Origin of the sequence: Pseudomonas sp. DC3200b2 (assembly GCF_049895785.1) — a bacterium.
Classification (GTDB): Bacteria; Pseudomonadota; Gammaproteobacteria; order Pseudomonadales; family Pseudomonadaceae; genus Aquipseudomonas; species Aquipseudomonas massiliensis.
In genome coordinates, this window is record NZ_JAFCTA010000002.1 from 584,711 (window position 1) to 598,325 (window position 13,615).

Below are 13,615 nucleotides of genomic sequence, written 5' to 3' on the forward strand. Positions count from 1 at the left end.
ACGTTTACGCCGGCGTAGGCTGGCCTTGCTCGGCCAGGGCCTGGAAATCCGCCATCGGCAGTGGCCGGCCGAGAAGATAGCCCTGGGCTTCGTCGCAATCCACCTGGACCAGGTCGCTGAGCTGGCTGTCGGTTTCCACGCCTTCGGCCGTCACCGTCATGGTCAGCGCGCGGCCCAGGCCGATGATGGATTCGACGATCGCCAAGCCCGTACCGCGACGCTCGCCGTGCAGGTCCGCGATAAAGCTGCGGTCGATCTTCAGGCCGTCGAAGGGGTACGTGCGCAGATAGCTGAGCGATGAATAGCCGGTACCGAAATCGTCCAGGGCCAGGCGCACGCCCAACTGCTTCAGGTTGTGCATGATGGTCAAGGCCGCCGCGGAATCCTCCAGCAACACGGTTTCGGTAATCTCCAGTTCCAGCCGGGCCGCTGGCAGGCCTGTCTGCTGTAACACCCGATGAATACGAGCTACCAGGTCGCCACGCTGGAACTCCACCGGCGAAAGGTTGACCGATACCACCAACTCGCCGCTCCAGCCAAGCGCTGCCTGGCAGGCCGTGTGCAGCACCCAGTCGCTGAGCGGGACGATCAGCCCTGTTTCCTCGGCCACCCCGATGAACTGCGCCGGTGGCAGCCGCCCGCGGCCAGGATGGTTCCAGCGCACCAGGGCCTCGGCGCCGCTCAGGGTCTGGCCGTTGACTGCATAGCGAGGCTGGAACTCAAGCAGCAGCTCCGAACGACGCAAGGCATTGCGCAAGTCCGTTTCAACCTGGCGCCGCTCCAGTACGCGCTCGTTCATCTCCGAGGCGTAGAACTGCCAATTGTTCTTGCCGGCAGCCTTGGCTTCGTACAAAGCGATGTCGGCATAACGCAAAAGGTCGCCTGGATGAGTGCCGTCTCGAGGCGCAACCACCACGCCCATGCTTACCCCCACGGTGAGCTCGTGCTCTCCCTGCATGATCGGCTGACCCAGCGCATCGCGGATGCGCGCGCATAGATTTTCCACCGAATAGCCCGCAGGCAGATGTTCGACGACCACCACGAATTCATCGCCACCGAGTCGGGCGACCAGGTCGCGGTCACGCACGCAAAGGCGCAGGCGATTGGCGATCTCGCACAACACACGGTCGCCCGTGGGGTGGCCCAGGGTATCGTTGATAGGCTTGAAACGGTCCAGGTCCAGGCTGAGCAGATACAGCGGCTCGCGCCGATCAGCCAGCAATGTCTGCAGGTGGGTATAGAGGTAGGCGCGGTTCGCCAGGCCGGTGAGCGCATCATGTTGCGACATGTGCTTGATCCGGCGCTTGGCTTCCACCTCCTGGGTGACATCGTTCACTGTCCCGCAATAGCCCGAAGCGCCTGTCGGGTGACCGAGCGCACGTACCGAAAGCATGCAGTCGCGCAGGCGCCCTTCGCTATCGGCATAGCTGCACTCCAACTGCCGCTTTGCCGGTAACGCGGCATCGGCTTCGTGGCCCGCCGCCCGGCAGAACTGCTCCCAGGGCACCTGGAGCAGGTCGCACAGTGGCCGGCCCAGCCATTGCTCTCGGGGGAACCCGGTCATGACGCTGAAGCGCTCGGAAAGATAGGTAAGCAGGCCTTTGCCGTCGGTTTCCCAGATCCAGTCCGAGGACGCTTCGGTAATCGAACGAAACCGCTCCTCGCTTCGCAGCAGCGCGGCCTGTCCCGCATCGAACGCGACCGCCGAGCGCAGCATGCGCCGTTGCAATACCCCCATGAGCAGGCCGAACACGGCAAGGATCAACCCCAGCGCCGGCAGCAGGGGCCGGATGAAGGCATCGCCGGGACGCTCGGCCGTCCAGCCAAGCTCCAGCTGGGTGTCAAGGTCGCCCTTGACCCGCAAGGACGTTGCCGTCGCCGGATGCGCCTGGCCGATATGCGCTTCCAGCCCCTGCACGGCGAATTCATCGGTTGCCATGCGGGGCAGATCCAGTATGTCCACGTAGACCAGCACCCAGGTCTTGGCCAGGGCCCTGGGGTCGTCCATCTCGGAGGGTTTGATGGCGGCGGCGTAGACCTGTGCGGGGCGGCCCTGGATCAGGTAATAGCCGTGGGCTGTCTGGTCATCCTCGGCCCGGATCCGCGCCAGGCTCGCCAGCGCGGTCAGGTCCGCGTTGATGTAGCGGGCGGCGGTGGTGTCGCTCAGCTTGCCATCGACCACGGCATAGCGAGTATTGAGCGTGGTGTCGAGGATGAATACCCCTTCCAGCGAATAGTTGCTGAACAGAGAGGCCCCCATGTTATCGCGCTCGAACGCCCAGTCCAGGTCCACCGAGCGCTGGCCGGCATAGCGATAGGCATCATCCCAGAAGGCATAGTCTGTCAAGGCGGTGTTGAGCAAGCGTCCGTTGCTCTTGAAGGCCCGCCCGACGTCGGCCACCGAATGTTCCGCCTGACGAGCGTTCTGCTCGCGGGCGATGGCTACAAGGGCCACCGCGGCAATGACGAAAAGCGCGGCCATCAAGGCTACAAAGCCCCAAGCGAACCGCCTTGTGGCGTGAATGTGATTGGAACGAACGGATGACGCGTCGCGCATGGCTGGGCTTTACCTTGGAGTAGGAGCACACCGGGCAGCCGCTGCCTCGGTGTAATGTCCCTATATCGGCAACACTGCGGGGTACATGAGCCAAGGACGCGCGGATCAGCTCAAGCGCAGGTGCTCCAGCCAGGTTTCGAGCGAATTGCCACTGCTCAACCCTGGGTGGACCAGGCCATCGATCATGAAGGTAGGCGACACATGGATGCCGTTCTGCCGGGCGTACTTGCAGTGCCATTTGATTTCCCGATCCAGGTCGGGAATGGCGAAGGCTGCCTTGAGCGGTACCCCGCTGTATCCTTCCAGGCGCTCGATGATCTGGTTTGGCGTGGCATCCAGGTTGGGGCCAGCGGCATGATGTTCGAACTCGAATTCCTCCCGATGGGCCGCAATGGCCGCCATCACGTCCCAGGCGCGCGCCTTGCCATTGGGCAAGGTGGACGCCGCCAGGATGCAGCGCACCAGCACGCCTGAATACAGATGCCAGGGTTGCGACTGCAAGCGCACCTTGATGGTCAGTCGGTTTTCGCCTGCCAGGGCCAGCAACGGCTGAAGCTTGTTGAAGGCTTTTACCGAGAATGGGCAGGTCGGTTCCAGGAAAACTTCGAAAGTACGCGGGCCGTGGCCCCAGGTCAGGGGTTCGGCGTGCCAGGTAGCGGCGCTCATTGCAGTTCCTCGCAAAGACATGGACAAAGGAGCAACGCTACCCCAGGCGCTTGCCTCGGACAACGTCGAGGCAACCGGTGTAGCGGGATCTTCAGGTCGAACGCCTGGCTAGGGTCCGGGCTGGAGGCGGGCTTGAATGACTCCTTACCAGGCCTGGGCGCTTGCTCCCGGCTTGAGCAATTGCAGTTGCTGCCGGTAGTCATCGGTAATCTGCCGGGCCTGGCTGGTGTTGCTGACCACCCGCGGCGTGATCAGCACGATCAGCTCGGTGCGATCGCGACTCTTGCTGGTGCTGCCGAACAACCAGCGCAGGCCAGGCACCCGGCCAAGTCCGGGCACACTCGATACGCTTTCACTGTTGTCCTGCTTGATCAATCCGCCCAGGAGAATGGTCTGGCCGCTCTGTACGGCGATCTGGGTGGACACCGAGCGGGTGGAGATGACGGGATTCGGCTGGCTGGTGGTGACATTGCTGCTGTCGGCGTCGCTGACCTGCTGCTGGATCTCCATGGACACCAGCCCGCCCGGGTTGATGCGCGGGATTACGTCCAGGATGACGCCGGTCTGCACGTATTCGACGCTGCTCAAGGTGGTATCCGAGGTGGTAGTGCTGACGGTGGTCTGACTGATGGGGATATTGTCGCCCACCTGGATCTGCGCTTGCTGGTTGTTCATCACCACCAGGGACGGTGCCGACAGCACCTGAGTGCGACCGCTGGTTTCCAACGCATGCAAGGCGACCTGCAGGTTATTGCTCACGAAGGAATAGAACAACGAGTCACTGGAACCGAGCCCCGCCCCGCCGCTGCCGAGCGCGCCCTGGCTGCCGCCGGTGTTGGCCACGGTGGTGCTCGACGAGTTGCCAGCCAGACGGCCGAGATACCACTGCACCCCCAGGTCCAGCTCGCCGGTGAGCTTGACCTCCAGGATGCGCGTTTCGATCTGGACCTGCGGGGGCAAGGTGTCCAGACGCCGGATCGCGGCTTCGATTTCCTTCCACTGAGCCGGCCGAGTGCGTACCAGCAACTGGTTGGTGCCCTTCTGCGCGCTGATACGTACGGCCTCCTGCAAGCCGTGGGTCTGTTGGGACGCCTGGCTGGTACCGCTGTACTTGCTGGCGTCCTGGCCGTCCTGCTCGGCACTGTCCTGGTCGGCGCTTTCGTCCGCGGCCCCGGATAGCCCGCCCGACATTGCCGTGGTGGCCGCGCCATTCAAGGTGTCGGCGCTGGCGCCCATGGTAGTGCCGTTAGTACCGTTCAGCGAACCTAGCGTGGTGGTCTTGACGCCGGGCGCTACCTTGGCAGCGCTTTCCTGCCTGGCCTGGCTGCTGCCGTAGATCTGCCGCAGATAACTGGCCAGGTCCGCGGCCTTCATGTTGCGCAAATCATAGACGTACAGCTGCGGTTCGTTGCCGCCCCCTTCGTCGATGGTACGAATCCAGTCCCCGACTTCCCGCAGGTATTCGGGCTGTGGCGAAATCGCGACTATGGAGTTGGTGCGCTCGTTGGGCATGAACTTGACCATGCTGGCCAGGGGCATGCCGCTGTCGGGGCCGAACAGCTTCTGCAACTGCGGCATAAGCTCGGCCACCGATGCCCGTTGCAGCCCGTACACACCGATGGACATGCCCTTTAGCCAATCCACATCGAAGGTGTCGATGGTGTCCTGGTAATTGGCCAGCTCCTCTGGGGTACCCGCCAGGCTGAGCAGATTGCGCGCGGGGTCCACCAGCAGGAAGGCGTTCTCCCTCACGAACGGCTTGAGCAGCTTCTGCATGTCCGCCGCGCCTATGTAGCGCAGCGGGTACATCCGCGCTGAAAGCCCGCTGGCGGGCGCGCTGACAGCCACTTCCGGGACCAGCTTGCCGGCCACCGCCTGGTCCGCTGGCAGCACCACATAGCGCGTACCTTGGCGGATCATGGCGTTGTTGGTCCAGGACAACAGGGTTTCCAGGATGGACAGCGCCTGCCGCTTGGTCACCGGACGGGACGTGGAGAAGCTCACGTTGCCCTTCACCCCCTGGGTGATGCTGTAGTTCTCGTGCAGCAGGTCACCGAGCACGGTATTGATCACCGCTTCGATGGGCTGGTCGGTAAAGTTGAAGACCACCTCGCCCTGCTCGCTGTCCGTCGACGCTGACACGGCCTTGGCCGGCCGTACGAAGCGTTGCGTGCCGGCCCTGACCTGGCGCTGCGGCGGGGTCGGCACGCTGGTGGTGGCATCGGCGACCAGCGGAGGTTCTTCGCTGTCCACCGGCAAAGCTGGCCGCGAGGCTCCGGTGCCGGCCAGGGCTTCGCCCATCAGCCCGGGGTCGTTCTCCAGGCCATGGTCGGCGGCGCAGCCGGCCAACGCCAGCGCGGCGGCCAGGCTTATCAAGGGCGCCCGTAAGCGCAGGGAGGAAAAAGAAGCGCGACTGTGTTCGGTCATGGTTGCTGTACATCTGAGAGTTTGGGTGTTGGCCAGGCCCCTGGCACCGGCAAGCGGGCGAAGGGCAGGCTCAGGCGGCGAACCTGGCCTTGGCGGGTGAAGGTGACGCTGGTAGCGTCGAGTTCGGCGAGCAGCCAATCGCCGTCCAGGCGGTCGCCACGCTTTAGCCGCAAGGGGCGTTTATCGTGCTGTCGCAGCAACGCCCAGCGAGCATCGCCATCGATGATCACGCCACTTAGGCTGAGGCCTTCGAGGCCTGGCGCGACAGCCGCCGCGGGGCCCGGGTCGGGCTGGCGCGTCGGGCTGAACAGCGGGCGTCTCCAGGCAACGGCCAGATCCGCCAGCGTGGCGACCGGCAAGGCTGGCACCGGGTCCGCCACCTGTTTCGCGCCAGTATCGGCCGTGCCCTGAGGCAGCCAGCGAAGAGGCCCAGCGCCATCCGCCCATAGCTGGGCGAGGGTCAGGGCCAACAGGGCGTTGAGAGCGAGCAGGCCCAGGCGGGCCGGAGTTGGCTTCATTCGGGACTTGCCTCCCCGGCGGTGGGTGCCAGGTAGCCACGTACCAGCAGGTGAACCTGAAGCTTTCCTGGGCTGCCCTGGGCAGCGCCAGCTTGGCGGTGGATGCTCAGGGCGTCGATGAACAGATAGGGCCGGCGGTACTCGAGGGCCTGGAACAGCTTCATCAGAGGCTCGATGGCGCATTCCAGGGTCAGGCTAACCTTCACCGCCTGGTAGGGCTCGCCGCTTTCGGGCGGAGCCACCATCGGCATCCGCTGGGTCACTTCGCAGCCGAGGCCGGCTGTAGTGGCGGCCTTGACCTGGTCCATCACCAGCTGCATCAGCTCAGCCGCGGCCACGCTAGGATCATTACCGGCCAGCAGGCTGCCCTGGGCGGCAGGTTGCTGGCGCGCACGTTCCAGCCGGGCCTGCAGCTCCGGCACCTGGCTGAGCTGGCGGGCATAGCGCCGTTGCTGTTCGCGCAACTGCTCCGCCTGCGCGGACATTGCGCGCAGCGGGCCGCTGAACCAGCTATCGATCAACAGCGTCCACGCCAGCCAGGCCACGACGAGAACCACCAGCAGCGCAGCTACCTTGCGTTCACGGTTGGTCAGGGGACGCGCCATGGCTGGGCTCCTTGGTGAGCTGTGCGATAAGGGAGAAGCGCTCCCGGCGCGTGCCGGCGTCCGGCTGGATGACACCCTGGAAGCGTGCCTCCCCCAGGGTCCGGCATTGCTTGAGCTGACTGATCAGGCCACTGGCCCTCGAGCTTTGTCCGCTCATGGAGAGCTCGCCGTTTTCGCTGACTTCCAGCTGCTCGAGCCAGGTGTCATCGTCAAGGCACTGGCTGAGATCGGCCAAGACACTGGCCAAGGGCGCGCGAGCGGCTTTCAAGCCGGCCAGGTAGGTAGCGGCACCCTGGGTATTGAGCAGTTCCCGGCGCACGGCCTCCAGCTTTGCCAAGGCCTGACGCTGCGCTTGGACGGCCTGCTGCATCCGCTCCAGCTCGGCGGCACGCTGGTGCAACAGCGCAAGCATTGCCAGCAACAGCAGCGCGGCCGCCAGCCGGGCCAGGCCGCGATCCAGGAACCGGCCGGGCGCTGGTCGGGGGCGCTGACTGGGCGGCAGCAGGTCAACCGCCAGGAGGCGGCCATCATCGGCGCGCGCGTCGATTCCGGCCAGGGTAAGGCCCTGCCCGTGGCAGGCCTGGATGATCGTATCCAGGCGCGCCTGCGGGATGACGACCAGTTGAACGCGCACCCTGTCGCCCTGCCGCTCTACCACCCGGGCGTCGTAATAAAGCTGCTGCGCCGGGTACGGGACATAACGATCCATCTCGAACCTGAGTACGGCTCCCAGGTCTGGAGCGGCCGCCGCGGGCAAGCTGACCGGCGGGCACAATACCTCGCGAGCGGGCAGTACCAGGGTGACCCGCGTGCCCGGCTCCAGTGCCTCGCCCAGCGGCCAGTCGATGCGCCTTGTGTCGGGAACCACATTCAGCCTGGCGCGCAGGAAAGCTGGCAGCAACGCCCATAGCTCCGCCAGCCAGGCGTGATAGAGACGACGCGCGGTGCTGGCTTGCCACCAGGTGCCGAGCGCGGCGCGATACGAGCGCCAGGCGATAAACAGTGAGGTCATGTTTGCCAGCGCAAAACCCGATAAGGCTTAGCGCCCTCCTTCGCAGTGATCATGAGCAAGGTGGCTCGCACAGTGGCCCGGGCTCCATTGGGCAGGTGGGCACGGCTGGTGATGGTGAAAATCTGCCCTGGCTCCAAGGCCATGCCGGCGACCCGTGGCAGGCCCAGGGCCCGCGCCAAGGGCGCTGCCGCCAGGGCAGCATCCGGCTGCGCCTGACCCGACCACACCGTGATGAATGGGGCGATGCGTTCGTGGAGCGTTGCGCTCATGCCTGGCAGCGGGCGCAGCTCTTCAGGCGTGCGCAGGGGGCTGTGTTCACGCTGGTGGGCCAGCGCGGCCGTCAGCTGGGCAGCGCTGGGCCCGTCAGCGCCAAAGGCCTGGAGAAAACGCACCATGGTGGAGGCCGGGGCGCTGTTGAGGTCGAGCTTGCCCCGTTCACTGCGCGCACTGATCCGCAGAATGGCACCATCGAAAGCGTGCTCATGAACCTGGCCGTCCGCCAGCCAACGAAGCCGCGGTGAATTCGCCTGCAGGCCAAGCACGGCGAGGCTGATTCCGGCTTCCGCGGCGAGCACGGCCTGGGTGGACTGTCGCTGCCAGCGGGCCTGGCGCAGCTCAAGGCGCACCGTCCCAGCTACCGCCGCCAGCACGCCGCTCAACAGTGCCACTACCCAGAGCGTCACCAGCAGCGCCATGCCCCTTTGCCTGCTCATAGGCCCGGCTCGCTGGAAAGGTCCATGCGCAGGCCGACCTGCTGGCGCACCCAAGGCACGGCGCCGGCCAGGCGAAGGTCGATACGCACCGCCCGAGGCAGCCGTCCCGGCCAAGGCCATTGCGCTATCCAGCCGGTAGGCTGGCCCAAGGGGTTCATACCCTGGTAACTGAACGCCAAGTCAGTGACGCCATGCAGCAGCACCTGGGCATCGCCCAGAGGCGTCAGGCCCCCTCCTGTCAATTCCGCGAAGCTCACCATCAGGCACTGGTCGTCAAGGAAAACGCGTTGCTGTTGCAAGCCGGCCACCACTGTGCCGGCCATGGGGGCGAAAAACATCACGGTGGTGGCGTCACCCAGGAAGCGCTGGGGCTGGCTGCCTTCACCGGCCGACGCGCTCAGCGGGAGCGCCTGGCTCAGCGCTCGGCGCAGGTACGCCTGGGTCGCGCGGACCTCGTCCAACTGTGTGCCGTAGGCCTCGACCCTGGCCAGGGCACGATTGGCGCCCACGATGGCCACGCCCACCAGCCCAAGGAACAAGCCCATCAGGGTCAGGACCACCAGGATTTCCAACAGGGTGAAACCCCGCTGGCCGTTCATGGCCTCACCCCTTGGGTACGCACGCGCAAACTGGAAAAGACCTGCTGTCGGCCCTGGGCCGCTACGCTCAGCTCCAGACGGTAAAGCGCGGGGCCGGGTGCCGTCGGTTCGCGGCGAACCTGCAGGGTCCATTCCACACCGTCCCATATGCCTTGTTGCTGTCCTGGCTGCAGGGGTCCTTCAGCCAGCGCTTCGAACAGCGAGCGCGCGGCCAGGCTCAGGCGATCACTGCCCTGGTTCTGTTGCAGCGCGCGGGCGCCTTGGGCGAAGCCACCAAGCGCGGCAGCCGCGCACAGGGCCAATACCGTCAGTGCGGCAAGCATCTCCAGCAGGGTGAAACCGCGTACATGCTTCATGGCAGCTCGCGCAGCCTCACGGAGCCGGTCAGCCAGGCCACATCGATACGCCAGGCGCGGGCGCCATCGCTGACGCCGATATTGCCGCCGCTGGCGCCGCCATCAGGATAGAACTCATAAGCCGCGCCCAAGGCCTGGGCAGTGTGCAGGCGCAGGTGCAACGACGCCGGCCATTGGCTCGCCGGGCCAACCGGGCCTTGTACCGTGCGGGCGTCAAGGTCGAAGCGTGTCTGTGCTGGCTGACCGGTCACGATGGCGTGCACCCGTGCGGCGCGCAGGGCATTGACCATCTGATTCAGGGCGTTCTGTTCCGCTGCCCGCGCCAGCCCTCGCTGCATCCCGATGCCGGCAAGCCCCGCGGCGACCCCTGTCAGCAGCAAGACGACCAGCAGTTCGAACAGGGTGAAGCCGCGGCTACGCGGCAGCGAGACAGGCAGGCTCGGCATGTGGCTTATTCCCAGTTACCCAGGTCTGCGCTATAGCCTTCACCACCCGGAACACCGTCCTGGCCATAGAAGATCAGGTCGAAGCTGCCATGTTCACCTGGGTAGCGGTAGCCGAAACCGTGGCCGAAGGGGTCTTGCAGGTCCGATGCCTTGGCGTAGGGGCCGGCCCACTGGCGGGCGTTGGCCGGGCGGGTGACCAGTTGGTTCAGGTTGGCAGGCGGCGCGCCCACGTCCAGGGCGTAGCTCTCGACTTTCATTCCAAGGCTGGCCAATTGAGCCTTGCCGGCGCCGTATTTGCCCTTGTCCACGTTGCCGCCTACCTGACGAACGACGATGGTGGCGACTATGCCGAGCAGGACGATCACCGCCAGCATTTCAAGAAGGGTGAAGCCGCGCTGATGCGCTGGACGAGAACGGAAGCGTTGCATGGAGGTTCCTCAGATATGACTGGTAAGGCTCATCAGGGGGAGCATGACGGCGAGCATGATCACGGCCACCAGGGCGGCCATGACCACGGTGAGGCTGGGCACCAGCGCCGCCAGCAAACGGTCGATACCGCGCTTGACCTCGACATCGAAGACATCCGCGGCCTTGAGCAGCATGGCGGCGAGCTGGCCAGACTCCTCGCCCACGGCGATCATCTGCAACGCAAGCTCGGGCAGCAGTGGGTCGTGCTCGAAGGCCGCGGTCAGCCGCTGGCCGCCTTTGACCCGTTCGCTGACCTCGCCTACCTGGGCACGCATGGCATGGTTGGCGCTCAGCTGCCGTACGATCAGCAGCGCCGGCAGCAGCGCCACGCCGTTGTCAAGCAGGGTTCCAAGGGTGCGGGCCAGGCGCGCCGCTTCGATCTTGCCCAGCAGGAGGCCCAGGCCCCGCGCACGCAGCAGCCAGCGGTCCTGGCGCTCGCGAAGCCCTGGCTGGCGGCGGCTCATCGACACGGCCCAGGGCAGCATTATCGCGACCGCGAGCAGGGCCAACCCGTATTGGCTCATGAAGGTGCCGAGCGCCAGGATCGCTTCAGTGATCCACGGAATCGGGACGCCAAGGTCGCGGAAGATCGGCACGAATTGTGGCACCACATAAGCCAGCAACAGCCCCAGCGCGCCCAAGACGCCGAAGACCAGGAAAGCCGGATAGATCAGCGCGTTGACCACACCGGCGCGCAGGGCCTGGCTGCGCTCCAGGTACTGACCCAACTGGGCCAGGGTGGTGTCAAGGGTGCCGCCGGCTTCCCCGGCGCGCACCAGCCCCAGGTAGAGCGTGGAGAACTGGCCGCCCTCCTCTTCCAGGGCCTGGGAGAAGGGCTTGCCACCCTTGACCTGTTCGCGGACCCTTTGTACCAATGCCTGTACCCGTGGTTCCTTGGCTTGGCGCAGCAGACTGCCCAGGGCCCGCTCCAGCGGCTGGCCGGCACCTAGCAAGGTAGCCAGCTGCTGGGTGAAGCTGACCAGGGCGGCGGCCTTGAACACCCGACGGCTACGCCCCAGTACCGAACCGCCGATACCCGGCTTGAGGCTGAGCAGCAGCAGCCCGCGGGCCTGCAGGCGGGTGGCCGCGAGCTGAGGATCGGCCGCGTCGATTTCGCCCCTGTGCATGCTGCCATCGGCAGCCAGGGCCTTGAAGGAATAGACCGGCATATCAATCGCCACGCGTGACGCGCAGCACTTCCTCCAGGGCGGTGATGCCTTGCAGCGCCTGGCGCAGGCCATCTTCGTAGAGGGTCACCAGGCCGTGGCGCTGAGCACAGGCCTCAAGGGTGGCGGCGTCGGCCTGTCGGGTCAGCAACTGACGCAGTTCATCGTTCATCACCAGTAGCTCGGTAATCGCGCTGCGGCCCAGGTAGCCGCCGCCGGGCGCGGTGGGATCGGCGCGGTAGAGCCGAATCGGGCGCTCGTCCGTATGACGGTGCAGCTCATGTCGGGCAATGAGTTCTGGCGGTGCCTGGAAGGCGATCCGCGTGGCGGGGTCCAGGCGCCTGACCAGCCGCTGGGCCAGGATGCCCTGCACCGTGGAGGCGATCAGGTAGTGTTCCACGCCCATGTCCAAAAGACGGGTGATACTGGCGGCCGCGCTGTTGGTGTGTAGCGTGGAGAGCACCAGATGACCGGTCAGGGACGACTGGATAGCGATCCGGCAGGTTTCCAGGTCGCGCATCTCCCCGATCATGATCACGTCCGGGTCTTGCCGTACGATCGAGCGCAGGGCCGTCGGAAAATCCAGGCCGATGGCAGGCTTGACCTGAATTTGATTGATGCCTTCGAGCTGATATTCGACCGGGTCTTCCACGGTGATGATCTTGCGCTCGGGGGTGTTGAGCCGCGACAGCGCCGTGTACAGGGTGGTGGTTTTCCCGGAACCGGTCGGCCCGGTCACCAGGAGAATGCCGTGCGGGTGCTCCAATAGGTCCAGCAAGGCTTGCAAACGCGGGCCGTCGATACCCAGGTGGGAAAAATCGAAGCGTACGTTCTGCCGGTCCAGCAGGCGCATCACCACAGACTCGCCGAAACTGGTGGGAACGGTGGATACCCGTAGGTCCAGCTCACGGCCCTGCAGGCGCATCATGATGCGACCGTCCTGAGGCAGCCGTCGCTCGGCGATATCCAGCCGTGCCATGATCTTGAGCCGTGACACAACCGCCGCCGCATAGCCGGGGGGCGGTGATTCACCGTTGAGCAACAGGCCGTCGACCCGGTAGCGCACCTGCAACTGGTCTTCAAAGGGCTCCACATGCACATCGGATGCGCGATATTCCACGGCCTTTTGCAAGATAAGGTTGACCAGCCGGATCACCGGCGCTTCGGAGGCCAGGTCCCGCAGGTGCTCCACGTCGTCATCCCGGTCACCGGGTTCGTCCAGGTTGTCGATCAGCGCGTCCATGGCACTGCGGCCCTGACCGTGGCTGCGTTCGATAAGCGCCTGCACCTGCTGGCCCGTGGCGACCACCAACGACACGGGCCGACCGCCACAGTGTTCAAGGGCGCGCAAGGCATAGGCGCTGACGGGCGCGGCGGCGGCGACGAGCAGCCCGGCCTCGCGGTGCTCGACCGGCGCCACCGCGTACTGACGAAGAAAGCGTTCGGTGCCTATCGCCGGGGCCTCATCAGGCATCCCGCCTTGGTAGCGCGGTACGCCCAGTACCTGGGCATAGGCCGTGGCGGCTTGCTCATCGCTGAGCAGGCCCAGGCGCAGCAGGACCCGCACGACCTCGTCATCATGGTCGACTGAACGCTCGGCCAGCTTACGCGCACGGGCAATGTCGCCACTGGCAAGGTCGGTATGTTCCAACAGCCAGTCCAGAACGGAACTGGTCTTGGGCCATGTCGCGATATCCAAGTTGAACATACCGTAAGACTCTGGCGAGTTTTCTCTCGTTGAATGCTTCCGCGCTCAAGACCAGTAATAGTCGGGCGGACTTAAAACCGTGATCAACGGCCTGACCAGGCCTATTCACCTCAAACTCACGGAGTATTCAAGGGCTAAGTAAGGGAGCAACTTTCACTAGGCGAAGGCGGACCGGGTCTCGATGCCGCGGCAGCTTAACAGAACCTTAAACCTACCTGCAACTAGGTTTAAGTAAGGGCACATTTAACTCAGAATTGTCGCTATTCTGGGTTTTAATAGCTAAAATTATTAGATATTCGCCATCAGAAACCACATAAACCTATAGCTAAGCAATTATCTCCAAAGAAATTCGGCGAGAAGAGCGCAGGCAAAGG

General features: G+C 65.0%; 13 protein-coding genes. All 13 read right to left on the reverse strand.

Annotation, left to right across the window (positions count from 1 at the left end):
- Positions 1 to 4: 4 nt before the first annotated feature.
- Positions 5 to 2,482: a bifunctional diguanylate cyclase/phosphodiesterase gene (locus ACP691_RS08395; RefSeq protein WP_426199361.1), complete on the reverse strand. Its 2,478-nt coding sequence runs from the start codon at positions 2,480 to 2,482 to the stop codon at positions 5 to 7.
- Between the two features lie 180 nt (positions 2,483 to 2,662).
- Positions 2,663 to 3,223, reverse strand: a complete 561-nt coding sequence (locus ACP691_RS08400; protein ID WP_426199363.1) for a DsbA family protein — start codon at positions 3,221 to 3,223, stop codon at positions 2,663 to 2,665.
- A gap of 144 nt (positions 3,224 to 3,367) precedes the next feature.
- Positions 3,368 to 5,650, reverse strand: a complete 2,283-nt coding sequence (gspD, locus tag ACP691_RS08405; RefSeq protein WP_426199365.1) for a type II secretion system secretin GspD — start codon at positions 5,648 to 5,650, stop codon at positions 3,368 to 3,370.
- Entirely contained in the window at positions 5,647 to 6,168 is a 522-nt protein-coding gene (locus ACP691_RS08410) for a hypothetical protein (RefSeq protein WP_426199367.1), read from the reverse strand. Before ACP691_RS08410 ends, gspD begins: the two co-directional genes overlap by 4 nt.
- Complete coding sequence (gene gspM, locus ACP691_RS08415; RefSeq protein WP_426199368.1) at positions 6,165 to 6,773, reverse strand: type II secretion system protein GspM; 609 nt, start codon at positions 6,771 to 6,773, stop codon at positions 6,165 to 6,167. The genes ACP691_RS08410 and gspM overlap by 4 nt, the downstream gene beginning before the upstream one ends.
- The gene (locus tag ACP691_RS08420) at positions 6,748 to 7,785 is read right to left on the reverse strand and encodes a PilN domain-containing protein (RefSeq protein ID WP_426199369.1); all 1,038 of its coding nucleotides are present in this window, start codon (positions 7,783 to 7,785) and stop codon (positions 6,748 to 6,750) included. Before ACP691_RS08420 ends, gspM begins: the two co-directional genes overlap by 26 nt.
- Complete coding sequence (locus ACP691_RS08425) at positions 7,782 to 8,498, reverse strand: general secretion pathway protein GspK (RefSeq protein WP_426199371.1); 717 nt, start codon at positions 8,496 to 8,498, stop codon at positions 7,782 to 7,784. Before ACP691_RS08425 ends, ACP691_RS08420 begins: the two co-directional genes overlap by 4 nt.
- Complete coding sequence (locus tag ACP691_RS08430) at positions 8,495 to 9,097, reverse strand: prepilin-type N-terminal cleavage/methylation domain-containing protein (protein ID WP_426199373.1); 603 nt, start codon at positions 9,095 to 9,097, stop codon at positions 8,495 to 8,497. Before ACP691_RS08430 ends, ACP691_RS08425 begins: the two co-directional genes overlap by 4 nt.
- A complete protein-coding gene (locus tag ACP691_RS08435) occupies positions 9,094 to 9,453 on the reverse strand; it encodes a prepilin-type N-terminal cleavage/methylation domain-containing protein (protein ID WP_426199374.1) in 360 nt (119 codons plus the stop codon). The genes ACP691_RS08430 and ACP691_RS08435 overlap by 4 nt, the downstream gene beginning before the upstream one ends.
- Complete coding sequence (locus ACP691_RS08440) at positions 9,450 to 9,899, reverse strand: pilus assembly FimT family protein (RefSeq protein ID WP_426199376.1); 450 nt, start codon at positions 9,897 to 9,899, stop codon at positions 9,450 to 9,452. Before ACP691_RS08440 ends, ACP691_RS08435 begins: the two co-directional genes overlap by 4 nt.
- Before the next feature lie 5 nt (positions 9,900 to 9,904).
- A complete protein-coding gene (gene gspG / locus ACP691_RS08445; protein ID WP_426199378.1) occupies positions 9,905 to 10,327 on the reverse strand; it encodes a type II secretion system major pseudopilin GspG in 423 nt (140 codons plus the stop codon).
- Between the two features lie 9 nt (positions 10,328 to 10,336).
- Positions 10,337 to 11,536, reverse strand: coding sequence for a type II secretion system F family protein (locus tag ACP691_RS08450; protein WP_426199379.1), 1,200 nt, complete (start codon positions 11,534 to 11,536; stop codon positions 10,337 to 10,339).
- 1 nt (position 11,537) lies between these two features.
- Positions 11,538 to 13,241, reverse strand: a complete 1,704-nt coding sequence (locus ACP691_RS08455; protein WP_426199381.1) for a GspE/PulE family protein — start codon at positions 13,239 to 13,241, stop codon at positions 11,538 to 11,540.
- Positions 13,242 to 13,615: the final 374 nt, after the last annotated feature.